Here is a 19970-nt window from a genome sequence, read left to right as displayed (position 1 = left end):
GGTTACCTCTGTGTAAGAATGGGGCGTCATGAAGCTCTACGCTGCGCCCCTCAACTTCCGCGGTATCGCCGAGGAATTTTCCGTGCCCACCGAGTTTTCGCCGGAACTGCACGCGGAGGCAGCCGCCGCCACTGACCGTTTCGCCGGGCAGCGGCGCGATGCGCGTGATCTGCCGCTGGTCACCATCGACCCGGTAGGCTCGATGGATCTGGACCAGGCGGTGCACATTGAGCGGCGCGGTGACGGCTACCGCGTCCACTACGCCATCGCGGATGTCGCCGCGTTCATCGAACCGGGTAGTGCGCTGGAGGCTGAGTCTCTGCGCCGCGGGCAGACGATCTACCTGCCGGATGCGCCGGCGCGTCTTCATCCGGAGGAGTTGTCGGAGGGCTCGGCGTCATTGCTTCCCGACGTCGACCGCCCCGCCGTCCTGTGGACCTTCGATCTGGATTCTGCCGGTGAGGTGGAGAGTTTCCACCTCGAGCGCGCGCTCGTGCACTCGGTCGCGCGACTTGATTACGACGGGGTGCACGAGGACTACCTCGCCGGGAACATGCACCCGGCAGTTGAGCTGCTCCCTGAGGTCGGCCAGCTGCGGGAGGTTTCGGGCCTGCGCCGCAAGGCCATCAACCTGCGTCTGCCCTCCCAGCGGGTCCGCGCACTGGAGGACGGCACCTTTGACCTCATCGTCGACCCGCGCCACGAGGTGATGGACTGGAACTCCGAGATCTCCCTGCTCACCGGCATGTGCGCCGGGCAGCTCATGGTGAGCCACGGCGCTGGCATCCTGCGCACCTTAAGACCCGCCACGAGTGAGGCCGAAGACATCTTCCGCGCCGAGGCCCGCGCCCTGGGATATGAGCTTGCCGACGACCGCGCCATCGGCGACTTCCTCCAGTCCATCGACGCGACTCAGGCGCGCGGCATGGCCATCATGCGGGAGGCCCAGAAATTGCTCCGCGGTTCCGGCTACGTCAACCTCGCCGCCGGGGAGGCGGAGGTCCATTCCGGCATCGGCGGCTACTACTCGCATGTCACCGCGCCGCTGCGCCGCCTTGTCGACCGCTTCGCCACCGAATACTGCCTGGCACACTGCGCCGGGCACGACGTCCCCGCGTGGGTGAGCGAACGTGCCGATGAGGTTGTCGATGTCATGCGGCGCACCTCCGCGTTGGCGAACAACGTCGACCGTGCCGCGCTGGACCTCACCGAAGCCACCGTCCTCGCCCCCTGGGTGGGCCACAACTTCGATGCGGTGGTGCTGACCTCTGATGCGGAGCGTGAGCGCGCCCGCATCTTCGTCTCCGATCCGCCTGTCCTGGCCGACACCATCGGCGCCCCGCCCCAGGGCACCCGCACCCGGGTGTCCCTGGTGCGCGCCGATGTGGACACGCGCGACGTCGCGTTCGCCTGGCCGGCGGACTAGACCCGGCTGGCGGCCTGCCCGCGACCCAGTTTCACCACGACCAACCCGTCATCCGACATATCGCGGGTGAAGTTCCCGGCGCGGCGGGCGTCGACCCCGGCGATGACGGCCTCGACGTTGCCGGCGGAGGCCGCCCGCGCCCCCAGCGCACCGCGGACCAGGCACAGCTGCACCATCGCCTCGGAACCGAGCAGACCATAAGGCCCGGTCAGGCCCGACTGGGATTGGGCGAGCAGGGGCCAGATGTCGTCCGTCCGGCGTGCCCGCAGAGCGCGGGCCAGGCGCTGGGCGCGTACGGTCTCCCGCTCCTCGAAGGCCAACCACGAAGCAGCCTCACCGATCTCCGGGGTGTTGTCCGTGCCGTGGACCTTGTGGACAGCCTGCAGCCATTCGATGACTCGCTGCGGGGCGTCGGGAAGCAAACGCAATGATTCGGTGCCGAAAGCACGACACGCCTCCTCAACGAAACGACGCCGACGCGAAATACCCTCCGCCCGATCGGTCCGGGGCTTATCCACTGTGATGGCATAGAACTCCAGGTCCGCCGACTGGGGATGCGGGGCCTGGGTGACGGAACCATCGGCGTAGTCGATGACCGACACCGTGTCCCCGGCCCCACGTAGCGCTGCCGTGTAGCGGGCGCGCAGCGGAGCCACCGGGGAGAACATCTCAGCTGCCTGGGTACAGACCTCGGCGATCCGGGCGCGGCCGGGGGCATCATCCAGCTCTTCGCAATCACCCAGCACGGCGAGCACAAAAGCGACGTCACGGGCGGCTTCATCGCCCAGGCCAGCGCCGTCGGGAATGTCATTGATGATCGTGACGTCCACACCACCGGTGTCGCGGGAAAGCAGCTGACGATTAATCAGCGTCCACAGAATGCCCGCCAGCTCCACCGCCAGGCCCCCCGGCGGGGTGGGAGGAGTTTCGGGGCGGCCATGATCATCGATTCCCGGCTGCTGCGCGGCGGCTAGATCACCGATCACACCCATGCTCACCTCGTCGGAGGTCTCGGTGACCCCGGCCGGTCCGGTGACCAGCTTGGTGACCTTCACCAGGTCATCTGTGCGCGGGGAGACGGCCACCGCCGCCTGGTGCTCGGCCAGGGCCGCGAGGACGACACCGCCGGAATAGTCGACATGCTCACCGATGAGCAGCCAGGTCGCCGGGGCATTCGCCACGTGGGCGGGGGCATTTCCGGTCTTGTCCTGGTGGGTCTTCGCCGCCCGCTCGGCGGCGGTGGCATCAGCAGTAGGCCACATCGGCATGATTTCCAGTCTCCTTTAATCCGTGACCCACCCCACCTTAGTCGTCGACCGGTGGGCCCGGACGCGGGTAGCCTGGGCGGCAACTAGCAATGCTCGATAATGAAGGAGGACAGCATGGAAGCCGACGACCTGAAGTGGTACTTCGATCCGTCGACAGGTGAAGTGACCCAGGGCAAGGAAGGCTCCTGGGATGACCGGATGGGTCCCTATGACACGCGTGAGGAAGCCGCTGGCGCTCTCGAGCGTGCCGCCGCCCGCAACGCCGCCGCCGACGCGGAGGACAAGGCAGAAGATGAGTGGGGCGAGCCCGCGTCCTGGGAGAAGAAATAACAACAAGTTAAGTGGCCCCGCCTCTCATCGTGAGGGGCGGGGCCACGTGCGTACTACTTCTTCTTTTTCTTCTTGGCCTTCTTCCGGTCCTCTTCCACGGACTTCAGCAGCCGCTGGTAGGCGGCCTTAATCGCCTTGACCTCTTCGGCGTAGGCGTCGAGGGACTGCATTCCAAGAGCTCGTTCCCGCTGGTAGAGCAATCCGTACCCGAACGTGTCTTCCCCGCGGCGACGGGCGGCAGCGGACATGTGGACGAGCTTGTCGCGGGAGGTCACCGCATCCTGGAAGTCTCCCAGACTTGACTGCATTGCCTTGCATGCGTTGTATAGGCGCTTGGTCTTGAGCTTGGTGGCAGACCCCACCGCCTCCGCCGCGTAGCGCAGTTTCTTGGCGGATTTGCGCATGTCGTGGAAGTACTCCTCGCGCTCGTGGAGGGTGAGCTCGAGGTTGTCCCAGTTCTCCACGGCCTTCTTGTGGCGCTTCATCAGCTTCCGGTAGGCCTGTTCGAGGTGCTCGGAGAGGATGCGCTCCACCTCTTCCGGGCTCTGGGCATGATGCGCTTGGGTGGCCTCGGGGAGGTCAATGATCTCGGGGCCACCTTCGGCGACCATTGCGGCCTCCTCCTCGGTGGTGTCCTCCTCCGGGTCGACCCCGTCGGTGGACACCTCCACGATCGGCTGGCCGGCACCACCTTCTGCCCCCATATCCAGGTCCGCGGCGGCCTCCTCCTCGGTGACCGGCTCCGGCTCCACGGTCTGCTCCACGGGGACGTAGGCGTGGGCACCGGCGACCGGGGGGTCAGCCAGTAGAGCGTCGATGGCGTCCAGCAGATCGAGGTAGCGGTCGGAGTTAAGTGTGGCGATGACGCGGCGATGCGTGCGCCGGTATTCCTCACCCATGTCGTGGCGCAGGTGCTCGCGGGTGGTCTCGTCAAGGACATCGGAGTCCTCCGAGTCGAGGAGGTTGAGGAAACGCTCCTCCACGACCTCCGCGTCACGCGCGTGGCCGAGCATGCCGGCCAGGAGCTTAAGCTCGGATTCGATGTACTCCAATTCTTCGCCGCCGAGGATGCCGTTGAAGGTCTCCATGTGGCTACGCAGTTCACGGGTGGCTACGCGCATCTGGTGGACGGAATCCCACTCGTCACGTCGAACCTTGGGGTCGTACTCATGCAGTTTGTCGCGGTTGAGTTTCAGCGCGGCGATAACGGCTGCGGCCGGTGACTCCGGGTCCACGTCGGCCTGCACGAGAAAGGGCGGAAGCGGGGCGGCGTGCGCCGTGTCCCCCAGGGCCATCGCCAGCTTGGAGGGGGAAGATGAGACGCGGGCACCTGAGTTGAGGAATTGCTGGGTAGCGGACAGCAGCAACGGGTTGCCCACGGCAGCTAAGGGGGAGTCCCCGACGAGTTCCACCTCCCATTCACGCCACGCCGAATGGGAACCACCCGGTAGCAGCGACCAGGCGGAGACGTGATCATCACAGAACTCAGCGACGGGAGTCCCATCTGCGGCGGCGAGAGTGGACTCTACGCGCTCGTTGTCCACCTGCGCGATCGGATTGAGGTCCTCCCTTCGCACCAGGGCGCGCACCTGGGCGAGGATGTCCTCGGGAACCTCATATCGGCCGTCAACCATCTCACCCAGTGGGGCGTGGATCTCCAGGCGACCGGTGATGCCGGGCAGCTTGATGTGCCAGCCGTCATCATCGCCGCCCTCGCGGCGGCGCAGGGTGATCTTCGAGCGAGTCAAACGCAGATCCGCGGTGTCGTAGTAGATCGCCGACATCCGGTGGGTCTTGGTGGAGGCAATGGATTCGACCCCGTCCAGACGCGTCAGGTCGGGGACGACGGCCGTGTCGGGGACGGCGAACTTCGCTTCGACTTCAAGAAAGGTACTGGTGGACATAGTGGTGTACTCCTAGAATTCTGGCCGCGTGCCGGAGAGACAAGGTGTGATCTGTTGCTTCCAATCTACTTGTCACGCGCTTCCCACGGCCGTCAAGTCAGACCCCAGATGTGATCTCTCCGCTGCTGCCATTCCGTCGACGGCGCCGCCCACGTGGTACTTGTGCTGAAAGGACATGGTTGAGGTATGCGGGAACAGGGTGGTGAAAGTCTCTTCAGCGGCCACCGCGCGGCGCGCCAACACCGGCAGCGCAGAAGTACGCTCCTGTTCGGTGACCACGGTGTCCTCCGTGGCCTCCGTGAGGAGATCACCTATCCGACCGGCATAGGCGGTGAGGAAGGAGCGGCGGTAGGCCTTCGTCTCTCTCTTCGCGCGGGCGAACTGTGCACCGGGGGAGTGGCGCATGAAGTAGGCACGTTGCCGGTTGAGGCTGTGGAACAGCTCAATCGCGTGGAGGACATCATCCGGATGTCCCACTACGGTGGCGATCCCTATGTCCGGGTACAGCAGCGCGCGGCTTGAGTTGGCACGGGCCACTTGGCCGAGGAGCAGGAACTGATAGCGCACCCACGGGGCAGCAAGGTGGACACGCACCGCGACGGAGTCCCCGGGTGCGGTTTCCGCTTCGACCGACTCGATACGGTAGCGCTGCCGGAGCTGCTGGGCCTTGGCAATGAGCGTCTGAGCCTCCGCCTCGAAGGTGGTGGACTCCGCCTTCTTCAACAGCCCCGTGATCCGCTGCTGGGCGCGCCGCTGCTCCTCGCTGAGAGTGCTGGTGTTGTGCCCACGAAGCGCGGACAGGTCGGTGAGGGCGGCGGCGCAGGTAGCGGGGGACAGGCGGCTGAGCCGCATTAGGATGTCCGCGGACTTTTCCGGGGACGGTAGCCGCCGCCCGCGTCGGGATGGGGTGGGGAGTTGGCGCTGCCAGGCGGCGGCGACCTGTCCTTCGGCTGCTGCCGTGGCCATCAGGCGGGCGGCGTGGAGGAAGGGGAGGACGTGGGGGCCGGCGATGTGCTTGAGGTCATCGGGGGTCCAGCCGAGGCGGGCGGCGGAGATGATGGCGTCGATGATGTGGGTGCTCAGAGTTGGGGAGGTGGTTTCGGGGACGGTCATGGCGCTCTCCTGGTGGCGAATAACTGTTCGAGTGTTTCTGACGGACTCACTCCATCACACCGCCCCGACATGGCTACCCCCGATCACGTGTTCTAGTAGATACTGCCTGCGGCGACGTGCCCAGAAGTCACCCCCGGACGACGGTGTCTCTACTGTCTCCGCGACGGCTATGTCGGGGCCGCAATTACAGTTGAGGGCATGAACCGTCAACAGGAATTCGTCCTCCGCGCCGTCGAGGAAAGAGACATCCGATTCATCCGACTGTGGTTCACCGACATCCTCGGGTACCTCAAGTCCGTGATGATGAGCCCTTCTGAACTGGAAGGGGCGTTCGAGGAGGGGGTCGGTTTCGATGGTTCCTCCATCGAGGGTTTCTCCCGAATCTCCGAGTCCGACACCATCGCTCTGCCGGATCCCTCCACCTTCCAGGTCCTGCCTTTCGATACCGATATTCCGGAGCTGCAGACAGCCCGCATGTTCTGCGACATCACCATGCCCGACGGGCAGCCTTCCTGGTCAGATCCGCGGCAGATCCTGCGCCGCCAGGTCGATCTTGCCGCCGACGAGGGATTTACCTGCATGGTTTCCCCCGAGGTGGAGTTCTACCTCTTCGCCGAAGGGGATGGGCCGCACGGAATTATCCCCACCGACAATGGCGGGTACTTCGATCAGGCGACGCATAACTTGGCGCCACGCTTTCGTCGAGAAGCAATGACCGCCCTGGAATCGATGGGCATCGCCACCGAGTTCTCGCACCACGAAACCGCGCCGGGTCAGCAGGAGATCGACCTACGGCACGCGGATGCGCTGACGATGGCGGACAACATCATGACGTTTCGCTATCTGATCAAGCAGGTCGCCATGGCAAACGGGGTCCGCGCCACCTTCATGCCCAAGCCTTTCACGGAGCACGCCGGTTCTGCGATGCACTCGCATATCTCCCTGTTCGAAGGCGATACCAACGCCTTCCACGACCCGGACGATGAAATCTCTCTCTCGCAGACGGCCAAGCATTTCATCGCCGGCATTTTGCATCACGCGGCGGAGATCTCCGCGGTCACCAACCAGTGGCCCAACTCCTATAAGCGCATCGTCTTCGGCAATGAGGCCCCCACTTCCGCCACCTGGGGTGTGTCCAATCGCTCCGCCCTGGTGCGTGTGCCCACCTACCGTCTGGCGAAGGCGGAGTCGCGTCGCGTCGAAGTCCGCTCCCTCGATTCGGCGACCAACCCCTACCTGGCGTTCTCGGTTCTACTGGCCGCGGGGCTAAAGGGCATCCGCGAGGAGTACGAACTGGAGGACCCAGCGGAGGACGATATTTCTGCCCTGACCCGGCGGGAGCGTATGGCCATGGGGTACAAGGACCTGCCGGCTTCCCTCGACCAGGCGTTGCGAGTGCTGGAGAAATCGGATTTCGTCGCCGATATCCTCGGCGAGCAGGTTTACGAGTACTTCCTGCGATCCAAGTGGAACGAGTGGCACAACTACCAGGAGCAGATCACGCCCTGGGAGTTGCGTAACACCCTGGACTACTAGCCTGAAGGAGCTACGCACGTGGCGAGCATGAAACGGAAGTCGGTCCCCTCCCTGGCGGTACTCAAGCTTTCCGGCCCGCGGGCTGCGGAGGATCTCACCTGGCTGGGGTGGGACAACGAGGAATCCGTGGCACTGTTGTGGGCTCTGGCGGGGGCGGGTGACCCCGATCTGGCGCTCAATACCCTCATCCGTGTGATGACTGCGCTTGGCGATGACCGTGATGAATTCGACCAAGCGCTGCGCGCGAACCCTGGCCTGCGAGTGCGGTTGTTTGCCCTGCTGGGCGGTTCCACGGCCCTGGGTGATCACCTCGCGGCGAACCCTCACCTCTGGCACGAGCTCAGCCTGGGGCTGCCCACCGGTGAGGAACTCATGCAGGCGATGCTGCATGCCGTTGAGGCTCGCCCCGCGACCGTTGAGATCGACGATGAGTCTGAAGACTTCGCTGACACCGCCACTGAGGACCTCTCCACCCCCGGTACCTATCGGGCGGGGATGAGCGGCCCGGAAGCGGCCACCGCATTGCGGTTGATTTACCGCACGTTGGTCATGCGCATCGCAGCATACGACCTGGCCGGCACTTTCGAGGCACGGCGCGATGCGGTCCCGGAGCAGCCACACATCGAGTTCACCACCGTCACCGAACTGCTGACCGCGCTTGCCGACGCCGCGCTGACCGCTGCCCTCGCCGTCGCCGTCACCGGTGTATACGGGGATGACAGCGTAGATACGCGGCTGGCTGTCATGGCGATGGGCAAATGCGGTGCCGGGGAGCTGAATTACATCTCCGATGTCGACGTCATCTTCGTCGCCGAGCCGGTCACCACCAAGGCCACCCGCTTGGCGGGGGAGTTCATGCGCATCGGATCGAAGGCCTTCTTCGAGGTCGATGCCAACCTGCGTCCGGAAGGGAAATCCGGGGCGCTGGTACGCACCCTCGACAGCCATATCGCCTATTACCAGCGCTGGGCGGAGACCTGGGAGTTCCAGGCCCTGCTCAAGGCGCGACCGATGACGGGTGCGATGCAACTGGGTCACCGCTACATTGAGGCGTTGGCGCCGATGGTGTGGACGGCGTCGCAACGCGATTCTTTTGTCGACGATGTGCAGGCGATGCGGCGCCGCGTGCTGGAGAATGTGCCCGAGGCGATGCGTGAGCGGGAGCTCAAGTTGGGCACCGGCGGGTTGCGTGATGTCGAGTTCGCGATCCAGTTGCTCCAGCTCGTGCACGGCCGCTCCGATGAATCCTTGCGTGTGCTGGCTACCGTCGAGACCTTGGATGCGCTGGTCAAGGGAGGTTATGTCGGCCGTGAGGATGGTCATCAGCTCATCGAAGCCTATGAGTTCCTCCGGCTCCTCGAACACCGCCTGCAGCTGCATCGCCTGCGCCGCACCCACACCATGCCTGCCGACGATGATGACAAGAACCTCACCTGGCTTGCCGCCACCGCAGGTTTCACGGCGACGGGTAAGAAGACTGCAGTGGAGGAGCTGCAGAAGCACCTGCGCCAGATCCGTCTGCTCATCTCGGATCTGCACTCGCGCCTGTTCTACCGTCCGCTGCTGCACACCGTGGTCAATCTCTCGATCGACGAGATCTCGCTCACCCCGGAGGCGGCGAAACTTCAGCTCGCAGCGTTGGGATACCGCCACCCGGCCCGCGCTTTCGAGCATCTCACCGCCCTCGCGGCGGGCGGCTCACGCAAGGCGAAGCTGCAGGCCATGCTGCTACCGACACTGATGACCTGGTTGTCGGACACCGCCGACCCGGATGCGGGCCTGCTCAACTACCGTAAGCTTTCCGACGCTGCGTACAACCGCGTGTGGTTCTTGCGGATGCTGCGCGATGAGGGCGTGGTCGGTCAGCGGCTCATGCGTATCCTGGGCACCTCTCCCTACACTTCTGATCTCATTATTTCTTCCCCGGATTTCGTCAAACAGCTTGGCGACGGGGCCGCCGGACCGCGCGTTATGGTTCCTGCCCCGGATCAGGTGTGTAAGGCGTTGGTGGCGTCATCGAAACGCCACGCCGATCCGGACCGGGCAGTGTCCGTGGCCCGTTCCCTGCGGCGCGTGGAGCTCGCGCGCATCGCCTCCGCGGACCTGCTCGACTTCATGCCCGTCGACCAGGTGTGCATGGAATTGTCGCTGGTGTGGGATGCTGTGCTGCAGGCCAGCCTGCTGGCGGAGGTGCGGTGGAGCCTGAAGGAACATGGCCTGGAGGAACCCCCGGCACGCATCGCCATCATCGGTATGGGGCGTCTCGGCGGCGCGGAGCTCGGCTACGGATCCGACGCCGACGTCATGTTCGTGTGCGAGCCCGCCGAAGGGGTCGAGGACACCGATGCCGTGAAGTGGGCCATCGGTATCTGCGATGAGATGCGGCGCCGCCTGGCAAAACCCTCCGGTGATCCGCCACTGGAGGTTGATCTGGGCCTGCGCCCGGAGGGCCGGTCGGGTGCTGCCGTGCGCACCCTGGAATCCTATCGGCGCTACTACGAAAAATGGGGCGAGGTGTGGGAAACTCAGGCTCTGCTCCGCGCCACTGTGGTCGCCGGCGACCCGGATCTGGGTACCCGTTTCCTCACCATGATTGACCGGTTCAGGTACCCGGCGGAGGGGGCGTCGACAAGCGATATCCGCGAGATCCGCCGCATGAAGGCACGTATCGACGATGAACGCCTACCCCGCGGCGCCGACCGCAACACCCACACCAAACTGGGACGCGGAGCCTTGACCGACATCGAATGGACCGCTCAGCTGCTGACGATGATGCATGCGCATCAACATCCCGAGCTGCACAACACCTCCACCCTGGAGGTGCTCGACGTGGTGAAGAACAAGGAGATTTTGCCTGCTGAGCAGGTGGATGTCCTGCGGGAGGCGTGGTTGTGCGCCACCAACGCCCGAAACGCGTTGGTGCTGGTCAAGGGGCGGCGCACGGACCAGTTGCCCGGCCCTGGACCGGCACTCGCGCAGGTCGCTGGCGCGGCCGGCTGGGATCCGGAAGATTATCAGGGCTTCCTGGAGCACTACCTTCGCCTGACCAGGAAGGCCCGGCAGGTCGTCGACGAGGTGTTCTGGGGCGAGGTGGTCATCGAACCTTAAACGGGGTCAGGTGGAGCCCCTAAGGGTGGTGACAGCCCCCGAGTCTCGCACCTACGCTGGGGGTGGCACAAAAGTTCGCCCTCGTAAAGGAGCCCATCATGTCCCTTTCCCTGTCGATCGATCTCAACAACGCCACCTTCGCCGACCTGCGTGCGCTTGTCGACGCCGCACGCACGGCCGGTGTCCAGGACTCAGTCAAGCTCGACCTCGAAGACACCACACTGCTGGTAACCGCCGACGCCGCGGAGCGGGACGAGGTCAGCTCTTCCGCAGCGGGGGAGCGACCCCGCCCGGAACCGCCGCGCAGCCCTTTCGGCGGGCAGGGCAGCCAGATCGGTGACGCCGCGATCCGCAGTGTCATCGATATTCTCACTGGACGTCAGGAGCCGCCGCGCCGCACGGAGTGAGCAGCGTGACTAGCATTGGTCTATGTTCATCAATTCGGTGCGGGTGGAGGCCATCCGGGAAGATTCCTTCATCCGCCAAATCCCGGTGGTGCGCCACCTCGAAGAGTTCGACGCTTTAAGGTTCTCCACCCCGGTGACCTGCTTCGTCGGTGACAACGGGGCGGGTAAATCCACCCTGGTCGAGGCGATAGCCATCGCCGCGGGTTTCGACGCCGCTGGCGGCCCGCTGCGCGATCTGGATTTCAGGGGAGTCATTCACCCCACCCATTCGCCTCTGTCGAAATGGATTCATCTGCGCGGCAACGATATTCCGGCGCACGGCTACTTCCTCCGTGCCGAAACTCACTACGACACGGTGACAATTTTCGATTCCCGCGAGGAAGCGGAACGCTCCCGCCACGCCATGTCGCACGGCGAATCGGTGCTGTCCGTGCTCGAGGAACAGGTCGACGGCCCAGGCTTGTACATCCTCGATGAGCCCGAGTCTGGCCTATCGGTGGTGCGGCAGATGGCGCTGGTGGCGGAGATTCACCAGGCGGTTAAGCGGGGTGGCCAGTTCATCATCGCGACGCACTCACCCATCATGATGGCCATCCCGGATGCGTCCATCATCGACATCACCGAAGACGGGTTGGAGGACACCGTTTACGAGGAAGCTGAGGCGGTGGTGGCCACCCGCGAGTTCCTGGAGGATCCGTACGGCACGATCCGCTACATCCTGGGTTAAGCCACGGCCGGGCGGCTGCTCCGGCGAGCGACGCCCTTCGACACCGTCGAGACGAGACCTTCGAGGGGGCCGCGTCCCACGGAAAAGTACCAGAAGGTGGCGAAGAACCCAGCTACCAGGAGTTGGACGAAGGTCCACAGATAGGGCTGATCAGCGGTGTGGATGAGTCCCATGGTGACCAGATGAACCGCGTACAAGGTCAGCGACATGCTTCCGGTCGCGATCAGCGGGGTGAGACCCTTGCCGGCGACCTGCGCGAGCAGTAGGAACAGTCCGATCGCGATCAGGCCGAATCCGATCCCGCCCAAAAGGGCCAGGGGGGTGTTTGTATGAGGACCATCAGTAGCCAGCCACCACCAGGTGTCAGTGGGGAGAGAAGCATTGGTCTCCGGGCCGTACACATCGACGTAGTAGGCGCGCTGGATATCAAAACCCGGGGTCTTTTCCGTGATGTGGCCCCATCCGCCGAAATCCACCAGCAGCGTGTTCGACAGCATCGGAGCGATGAGCAGGAATGCGGTGCCGATGATGAGGATGTAGATCTGGGTGGCCAGCGTGCCCAGCGGAAGCCGGCCGAGTCCGATTCCTACCAGGACGAAGGTGATCCATGTCACTGCGGGATAGGTGCCGCCAACAAGCATGCTCAGGAAGAGGTCACTAGGGCGGGTGAAGAGGGTGACCCAGTCAGCTGCGCGATCCGCCTCGAAGGGGATGGTGGACAATCCGGCGAACATGAGGACCGGGCCGAGTACGAGCATGATCGCCGCCAGCACGAACGCCTTCACCGCATTGAGGACGGTGAATGGGATGGCCAGGATGAACAGCAGACCGTAGTACGGGAGGATGTTGTATACGGGGAGCTCAAGGTGGTTGAGGCTTAGCCCCAGGGCGAAGATCATCATCGCGCGAATTAGCAAAGCGACGGCGCTGGATCTCCAGCGGGCACCAGTGTGTGGTTTATCGCGGCCGGTCACGAGAGCGAGTGCCAGCCCGGCCATGATGGCGAACAAGGCGGCGGCGCGGCCACTGAACAACGCGTGGAGGAACGTCGGGTCACCCGTGTAGGGGTTCACGGGCGGTGCGACGTGAACCACGATCATCCCGAGGAGGGCGAAACCACGGACAGCATCGAGCCCGAGTAATCGTCCGAGCTTCTTGGTCCGGACTTCTTCTTCCGGTAGGTCGGTGGGATCGATAGCTCCGGACCAGATGTCTCGGGCGGGGCGGGGGCCGGGCTGCGGGTGTTCCCCGGGGGTGAGATCACCTTCGGGGACCTGGAGCTCGGGACGGCGAGTGTTGACTTGTAGGGTCATGGTCTTCTGGCTCCTAGGCGCTGGCTGACGGGTGGGGTGAGGTTGGCACCATCTGGGCGGGGTTTCCTTCCCAGTCGGTGTGAGCTGGGATGGAATCTCCACGCAGAACGAGTGACGCGGGGCCGATGGTGGAGCACTCACCGACCGAGGATCCTGGGAGGAGGAAACTGTTCGGGCCCAAGGTGGATCCTGCGTGCAGTGTCACCGGTTCCAGCGACATGACGCGGTCGTGGAACAGATGGGTTTGCACGACGGTGCCGCGGTTGACAGTGGCATGGTCGCCGATGGTGATCAGGTCGAACTCGGGAAGCCACCAGGATTCGACCCAGGCATGGCGACCGATGCGAGTGCCCATGGCCCGGGCCCACAGGTTGAAGACGGGGCTACCGAGGCTCATGCGGACGAGGCTGGGGACTGCCAGCGGTTCTGAGATGTTGTCGGCCAGCTCGCTGCGCCACACGAACGATGAAAACAGGGCCTTTTGTTCGGTGCGGAAACGGCCCACCAACAGCCACTTGGCAATGATCGGGATGAGACTTGCGACGATGCCACCGCACAGGACAACCGGGCCAGCCCACAGGGCCGCCAGCAACAACCCATAAGCGCGATCGTCGGCGGCTACTCCGTGCATGTAGATCTGGGTGAGGACGTAGATGATTGTCACGTCGATCCAGGCGGCGATGACCGCGGGGGCCATGCGGAGCAATTCGACGGCGGCGCGCGCCAGCTTCAAGCGTTGCGGTGGGCGGTAGGTCACCGCTGTGTCCGATTCGATGCGTTGGCGGGGGATGTCCATTGGTGGGCGCCCCAACCAGGTCGTACCACTGCGTGGGTGATACGGGGCCGTGGAGAGGACGGCGACGAGGGAATCCCGTGGCAGGTCCCGGTCGGGTCCGACGATGCCGGAGTTTCCGACGAAGCTGCCTTCCCCGATGACGGTGGTGCCCACATGCATCCACCCCTGGCGGTGGCGCGGGGCTGAGGCCAGGGCATGGTCGGCGACGAAGCTGCGGTCTTGGATCCATGTGAGGTGGGGGATAGTGACGATCGTGGAGATCTCGGTATCTTTGCCGACTTTGGCACCCATGAGGCGCAGCAGGGTCGGGGTGCACCATGATGCGTAGAGGAAATAGGTGGAGATGAGTGTGCGCTCCATGAGGGCTTGTGTCATCCACACGGCCCAGGCGGGGAGGCTGCGCTGCGGGTAGAACCCAGGGGTAATCCAGGCCGACATCGCGCGGACGGTGGTGATCACCAGGGAGACCCACGTGAGCATGGTCAACAATACGAACGCGGGAGCCCAGGCCATCAGGACCGGAAAGACGTCGTTGAAGCTGCGGGTGTACATCACCATCTCGAAGATCATGAACACACCGGGAATGATGGACAGCAGCGGCAGGATTTTGATCCAGGCGAGTCCCAGCCAGCTTAGGATCCGGAAGTCGAAGGCACCCATCTGTTCCGCGGGGGCGGATGCCGGCCAGTTCTGACCGGCTTGGCCGTACATGACCAGGGGCGAGCCTCCCCACAGTTCCTGCGCTGGCACCGCGCGGTCGACGCGGGCTCCAGGGAGGATCTCAGCTCCTTCATGGATAGTGACACCCGGGCACACGAAAGTACGGGTCCCGACGCGGGCATCGCTTTCGATGGTGATGGCCCCGATGTGGAAGACATCGCCTTCTATCCAGTGCCCGTCGATGTCGACCTCGGACTCCACCGAGACATTGTCGCCCACTGTCAACAGGCCCGTGACGGGGGGTTGTGTGGACAACACGCAGTCTTTACCGACCCTATTGCCCAGGAGGCGGTAGAGAAGTGGGGCGGTCGGAGTTCCCAGGACGTAGTCGAGATTCTGGAATGTGAGCAGACGTTCCGCCGCCCACACACGGAGATGGGTGAGACCGCCGCGTCGATAAGCACCGGGGCGAAGCCCCCGGGTCAGGAGGCGGACACCCACGGTGGCCTGGATGATGCGTCCGGGAATGGAAAAGACGAACAACCACGCGGCGATAATCGGGATGGCGGGCGGACGAGGAACCCAGGCGGCTTCGAGAACAACGGACAGTAGGAGTACCACGAGGAGGGATCCGGTCACGTACTTGAGGCCATTGATCATATAAAGCCCCGCGATGAAAGCTGACTGGATATATCCCGAGTACCAGGGCAGCGGCTCAGGAAGGGGCCGTTCCACCCTGCTGGAGGACAGAGTCTCCAGGTAGGCTCCCATTTCACCGAGCGTCCGGTTGTTGTAGAGCTCGGCGATATCGGCACCGGGATACCGTTCGCGCAGCTCCGTGACAAGCTTTGCCACCGCAACCGAGGAACCACCGAGGTCAAAGAAGTCACTTGCCGTCGTCAGGGGGACCGGGCCCAGCTGATCGGCCCACCGTTGCGCCAGCCACTTCAGCTGTTCCGGGATATCGGAAGTGCCGGTCGAATCGGACGGGAGCGGCCAAGGCAGAGCCTTGCGATCGACCTTGCCCGAGGTCTTCATCGGCATTTCCTCCAGTTGGTGGAGCACCGGGGTGATACCTGCGGGGAGGACACTGCCAAGTTCCTGGCGAATGGCCTGCAGATCTAGCGGCTCGCCATCTTCTGAAACGAGGTAGCCGACCAGGACATCGGAATCCGCGGCAGTTTTGTGGAGTGCTGCGGCACCTGACGACACACCAGTGGCGTTGGTGAGGGCGTCATCGAGCTCACCGAGTTCTATGCGGCGACCACCGAACTTGATCTGGTCGTCGGCACGACCGATGAACACCATGCCTTCCTTGTCGGCGCGGACGATATCGCCGGTACGGTAGGCGCGATCCCACCCCATGGAAGGAAGCGGCGCGTATACTTCGGCATCTTTGATCGGGTCGAGGTAGCGGCCCAGACCAATGCCACCGACGATGAGTTCGCCGGTATCCCCCCACGCCACGGGCTGACCATCACTGTCGACGACGACCAGTTCCCAGCCTGGGATGGGGCGACCGATACGGACTGGAGGCTGATCGTCCATGAGCTCGCCGGAGACGATGACGGTGGTTTCGGTGGGCCCGTAGGTATTCCAGATTTCGCGACCGGGGTGCGTGAGCTTTGCGACGAGCGGCAGTGGGCAGGCCTCGCCGCCGAAAATGAGCAGGCGAACTTTCTCGAGGGACTCGGGGCGCCAGAAGGAAGCCAGGGTAGGCACCGTCGAGACCACGCTGATGTCCCTATCGATAAGCCATTCTCCCAGGACGTCACCCGAGCGCACCACACTGCGTTCGGCGGCGACGAGTGTTGCGCCGTAGCGCCACGCCAGCCACATTTCCTCGCAGGAGGCGTCGAAACTGACAGACAAGCCGGCCATGACGCGGTCGCCGGGGCCGAGTGGGGCGGAAAGGAGGAACATGCGGGATTCCGCATCCACCCAGGCACCCGCAGAGCGGTGAGTAATGGCCACACCCTTGGGTTTGCCGGTGGAACCCGAGGTGAAGATAATCCAGCAGTCGTTGTCGAGCCCAGGGAAACGGCGCTCGACTGCAGCCGATGGGGACGACATGGGGGTGAGCGTGAGATCGCGGCCGTAGACGGCATCCACACCGGCTTCTTCCCACACAGTACGGGCGCGATCGTCGGTGTCGTCCCAGTCGACCGGGACGTAGGCCGCACCGGCCCACAGAGTTGCCAGGATGGCGACGTAGAGATCAGTGGTGCCGGAGGGAACTCGAATGCCGACCCGTGAGCCGCAGCCAATGCCTAGCTCGGCCAGCCGGGAAGCCTCCTCGTTGAGGATGTCCTCGAGTTCTCCATAGGTCACGGTCCCGTAGCTGCTCTCGATGGCGATGACTTCAGGGTGTGTCTGGATGCTGTGTTGCAGAATGTCGATGAGGGTGCGTGGTGGGGAGGGCATCTGCACGCCGTAGATGGCGAGATGGTCGTCATCCTCCGAGAGGTGGCCCAGAGGGCAACCAGACACTTTCGGAACTAGTGCTGGTGTCATATGTCCTACCTAGTCGTCAGTTTCAGACTTTCCCGCCTTCGCTGTGGATCTCTGGGGAAGCCTGAAAAGTACCTGTACGTAAACGTGGACTTCCTGTGACGTTTGTCGAGGCGAGAAAAACTATAGTTAACCTAGGGGAATGGCTAAATTATTGTGGCTCTCGCCGAGTCCATGTGCAGACTATGACAGGGGGGAAACGCTTGCAATAGTTGAACTATCCATAGGTGTATTAATATAAGTTAAGAATGTCTGTAAGTGTCCGTACATACTTGGTTGTGTCTGTAGCTGGGCGTGGGTTGACGCGTCTTTGCAGGAACATGTGAGGGTGCGTGCAGGGAACCGGCAATCGTGCCAGGTTTGAATAGTTGCTGTGACTTTCATCACTGGCGCTGCTGATGGGGGCGGAGCGTAGCAGCGGATCTGCAATCTCCCAGTAGACGATCAGTTGTGTGGAACTGTCCGACAACGTAGAACGCTGGGAACTCAGTGGAAATCTAGGGTTTAGTCTGTCTTTCGCTCGCGATGTAGGGTATCGGCGAGCACATTGATCTGGTCGATGGTGAAGTGATCAGCTTCGCGCATGAAGTCCATGGTCACCCGTTGAAAGCCTTGCTGCCGGTAGAACAGCGAACCCCGTGATGCTGCGGTCAGGGCATCGAAGTCCGCCGCGGGATCGTCCCCCGTGTCGTAGCGGCCGGTGGACCAAATGAGGGGAAGGCTCCGGCGTTGCTCGGGGGTCGCAACGATGTCCGCATCCCAGGTGGGGGCGCCGCCGCCACCGATCATGATGGCTCCGCCACTGACTATGCCCGTCTCGGTGGGGAGGAGCCCGTAGGTGATGATTTCTGCACCACCGGAATAACCCATCCACCACACGGAGTCTTTGTCGATCTCCGGGTAGTCGACCAGGAGAAAATGGTGCAGGGACTTCAGCCAAGCGGTGTTGGGGCGGATTTCTGTCCACCAGGTGAGGTCTGCCGACGGGGTCCGAGGATTCACCACAATCAGGTTGTGGGAGTTGGCTTGGGCGGCCAGGCAGGCCATGAAACGCTGCGCCTCGTCGAACTCGTAGCCGCCGTCGCCATGCAGACGGATCAGCAGACCCACCGGCTGCTCGGGGTCGATGCCGGAGTCATATACGCGGTAGGGGCTGGTGCGACCGTCATGGGTGAACTCCGCCTCTGAGTACTCCGTTGCCACCTCGGGCTCATCCTCGGTTGCCAGGCAGGCGCATTCCTGGGCGTGTGTCGGGATGCAGGGACCGCCGCGCCGATCGAGGACGATCGCGGTCAGGGTGACCGCGAGCAGCATCATCGAGACGATGGCGACGACCAGCACAACACGATTGGTATGAGACCTCACACCAAGGATGTTAAGTCAATCTCGCCGGGGAGGTACTTCCCTGTCTGTGTGGGGGCACGTTCCTGGTCTGAGCGAACCTATTCGGAGGTCTCCACGATGCGAACGGTGCTGCGACCTTGGAGTGCGCGGCGGGTGCGGCGGCGGGCCACGATAATGCGGAAGGTGATCAGGCCGAGCCATCCGAAGCCCCACACGAGGTGGATGGCCCACCAGGAGCTGCGGAAATCATCCCAGGTGTAGGCCTGCCCCTGGGAGTAGTGGTCGAGGAGTAGGCCGACGGCCTGGGCGGCGATCATGCCGGCGAAGAAGCCACCCATGTTGGACATGCCGGTGGCGGTGGCGACGATGCGCCGGTCGAGGTCTTCGCGGATGTCATCGAATCCGTAATTAGAGGTGGGGGTGAACAGGGCCATGATGATGTTGACCACGATGATGGCGGCGACGCCGCGGGGTTCTGCGGGCAGGAAGAACCACAGCCAGGCGAACCCGATGCAGCCGGCGAAGATGATGGCGGCGACGACGCGGTTGTTGCCCAGGCGGGCGGAGATCGGACCGAGGATGGGGCCAGCGCACATGGAGGCGATGACATTGATGCTCAGGACCATGCCGATGGTGGCTGGCGACAGGCCCATGCCGAGTGTCATGAGCGGCACACCCCACAGGAGGGTGAACACGATCTGCGGCATCATTGAGGCGTAGTGGTTGAAAAACCCTTGCCAGCAGAGTGGTTCCCGGAAGACGGTGAGCAGGAGCTGCCCGATGGGCATGGCGTTGGGTGGGGATTGTTGTTCCCGGACGTGGTCGGGGTCTTTGGCGAGTTTGGCGGCCTCCCAGGTTTCCGGGGAGTCGGCGACGGCGACGCCGGCGGCGATGGCGATGAGCAGGCCGATGGCACCGAGGCTGATGAACGCGGTGGTCCAGCCAGGCCCGTGGAGGAGCGCGAGGAAGGGCACCGCGGAGAGGAACTGGCCGATTTGCCCGATGGCTGCGGTCATCTGGGTGAACAGTGGGGTCTTTTTCAGCGGGAACCAGTAGGGGAGGATGCGCATGACCGAGAGGAAGGCGGTGGCGTCACCGGCGCCGATGAGCACGCGCGCCCCGATGGCCACCCAGTAGGAGCTGGTAAAACCTAAAAGCACCTGCCCAGAGGCCATGATGAGGGCGCCGACGACGAGGAGTTTGCGGGGGCCGAAGCGGTCGATGAGCATGCCGACGGGAATCTGCGCGAAGGCGTAGACACCGATCTGGACGGCGGTGAACACGGCGATGCGGGAGGCGTCGACACTGAAGCGGTCGATCGCGTCCACCGAGGCGACACCGAAGGAGGTGCGCCCGGTGATGGCGACGACGTACACCATCACGGCGGTTACCCAGACGATGATTGCTTTGCGGGTCACCTGCTCGCGGGGGTGTGGGTTCAGTGTCGATTGAGTCACGCATCACACCATATACCTTCGGTCTGACCACAGGAAGGTAGGGGGATCAGCGAGCACACCCGCACGGGGG

13 protein-coding genes are annotated in these 19970 nt (G+C 63.8%); 6 read left to right on the top strand and 7 right to left on the bottom strand.

Annotated features, from left to right (window positions below; all coding sequences use genetic code 11):
- The first annotated feature begins 28 nt into the window (after positions 1-28).
- Entirely contained in the window at positions 29-1426 is a 1398-nt protein-coding gene (locus tag Q4G50_RS03955) for an RNB domain-containing ribonuclease (protein WP_303376346.1), read from the top strand.
- Here the strand turns inward: Q4G50_RS03955 and Q4G50_RS03950 are convergent.
- The gene (locus tag Q4G50_RS03950) at positions 1423-2694 is read right to left on the bottom strand and encodes a galactokinase family protein (protein WP_303376345.1); all 1272 of its coding nucleotides are present in this window, start codon (positions 2692-2694) and stop codon (positions 1423-1425) included. The genes Q4G50_RS03955 and Q4G50_RS03950 overlap by 4 nt on opposite strands.
- A gap of 114 nt (positions 2695-2808) precedes the next feature.
- Here Q4G50_RS03950 and Q4G50_RS03945 point away from each other — a divergent pair, with 114 nt between their 5' ends.
- Positions 2809-3024 carry a hypothetical protein gene (locus Q4G50_RS03945; protein ID WP_303376344.1) on the top strand — a complete coding sequence of 72 codons (216 nt, stop codon included), beginning with the start codon at positions 2809-2811 and terminating at the stop codon, positions 3022-3024.
- A 53-nt stretch (positions 3025-3077) separates the two neighbouring features.
- Here Q4G50_RS03945 and Q4G50_RS03940 read toward each other — a convergent pair whose 3' ends face one another.
- On the bottom strand, positions 3078-4928 hold the full coding sequence (locus tag Q4G50_RS03940; RefSeq protein WP_303376343.1) for a CYTH and CHAD domain-containing protein: 1851 nt from the start codon (positions 4926-4928) through the stop codon (positions 3078-3080).
- 72 nt (positions 4929-5000) lie between these two features.
- Positions 5001-6041 (bottom strand): DUF2786 domain-containing protein, encoded by a 1041-nt coding sequence (locus Q4G50_RS03935; protein ID WP_303376342.1) that lies wholly within the window; start codon positions 6039-6041, stop codon positions 5001-5003.
- Positions 6042-6239: 198 nt separating this feature from the next.
- Here Q4G50_RS03935 and Q4G50_RS03930 point away from each other — a divergent pair, with 198 nt between their 5' ends.
- The 4 genes from Q4G50_RS03930 to Q4G50_RS03915 all read left to right on the top strand — a co-directional run bounded on the left by Q4G50_RS03930 (position 6240) and on the right by Q4G50_RS03915 (position 11819).
- A complete protein-coding gene (locus Q4G50_RS03930; RefSeq protein ID WP_303376341.1) occupies positions 6240-7577 on the top strand; it encodes a glutamine synthetase family protein in 1338 nt (445 codons plus the stop codon).
- Positions 7578-7604: 27 nt separating this feature from the next.
- On the top strand, positions 7605-10685 hold the full coding sequence (locus Q4G50_RS03925) for a bifunctional [glutamine synthetase] adenylyltransferase/[glutamine synthetase]-adenylyl-L-tyrosine phosphorylase (protein WP_303376372.1): 3081 nt from the start codon (positions 7605-7607) through the stop codon (positions 10683-10685).
- Between the two features lie 98 nt (positions 10686-10783).
- The gene (locus tag Q4G50_RS03920; protein WP_303376340.1) at positions 10784-11092 is read left to right on the top strand and encodes a hypothetical protein; all 309 of its coding nucleotides are present in this window, start codon (positions 10784-10786) and stop codon (positions 11090-11092) included.
- Between the two features lie 22 nt (positions 11093-11114).
- The gene (locus tag Q4G50_RS03915) at positions 11115-11819 is read left to right on the top strand and encodes an AAA family ATPase (RefSeq protein ID WP_303376339.1); all 705 of its coding nucleotides are present in this window, start codon (positions 11115-11117) and stop codon (positions 11817-11819) included.
- Here the strand turns inward: Q4G50_RS03915 and Q4G50_RS03910 are convergent.
- The 4 genes from Q4G50_RS03910 to Q4G50_RS03895 all read right to left on the bottom strand — a co-directional run bounded on the left by Q4G50_RS03910 (position 11816) and on the right by Q4G50_RS03895 (position 19900).
- On the bottom strand, positions 11816-13132 hold the full coding sequence (locus tag Q4G50_RS03910) for a heparan-alpha-glucosaminide N-acetyltransferase domain-containing protein (protein ID WP_303376338.1): 1317 nt from the start codon (positions 13130-13132) through the stop codon (positions 11816-11818). The two genes, Q4G50_RS03915 and Q4G50_RS03910, sit on opposite strands and share 4 nt — an antisense overlap.
- 13 nt (positions 13133-13145) lie before the next feature.
- Positions 13146-17078 (bottom strand): Pls/PosA family non-ribosomal peptide synthetase, encoded by a 3933-nt coding sequence (locus tag Q4G50_RS03905; protein ID WP_303376337.1) that lies wholly within the window; start codon positions 17076-17078, stop codon positions 13146-13148.
- A gap of 525 nt (positions 17079-17603) precedes the next feature.
- On the bottom strand, positions 17604-18464 hold the full coding sequence (locus Q4G50_RS03900) for a hypothetical protein (protein ID WP_303376336.1): 861 nt from the start codon (positions 18462-18464) through the stop codon (positions 17604-17606).
- A 77-nt stretch (positions 18465-18541) separates the two neighbouring features.
- Complete coding sequence (locus Q4G50_RS03895) at positions 18542-19900, bottom strand: nitrate/nitrite transporter (RefSeq protein WP_303376335.1); 1359 nt, start codon at positions 19898-19900, stop codon at positions 18542-18544.
- Between the last annotated feature and the right edge of the window lie 70 nt (positions 19901-19970).

The organism is Corynebacterium sp., from assembly GCF_030538285.1.
Taxonomy (GTDB): Bacteria; Actinomycetota; Actinomycetes; order Mycobacteriales; family Mycobacteriaceae; genus Corynebacterium.
Note: the sequence above shows the minus strand (reverse complement) of the source record. Positions and strands in the feature narration are given on the sequence as shown.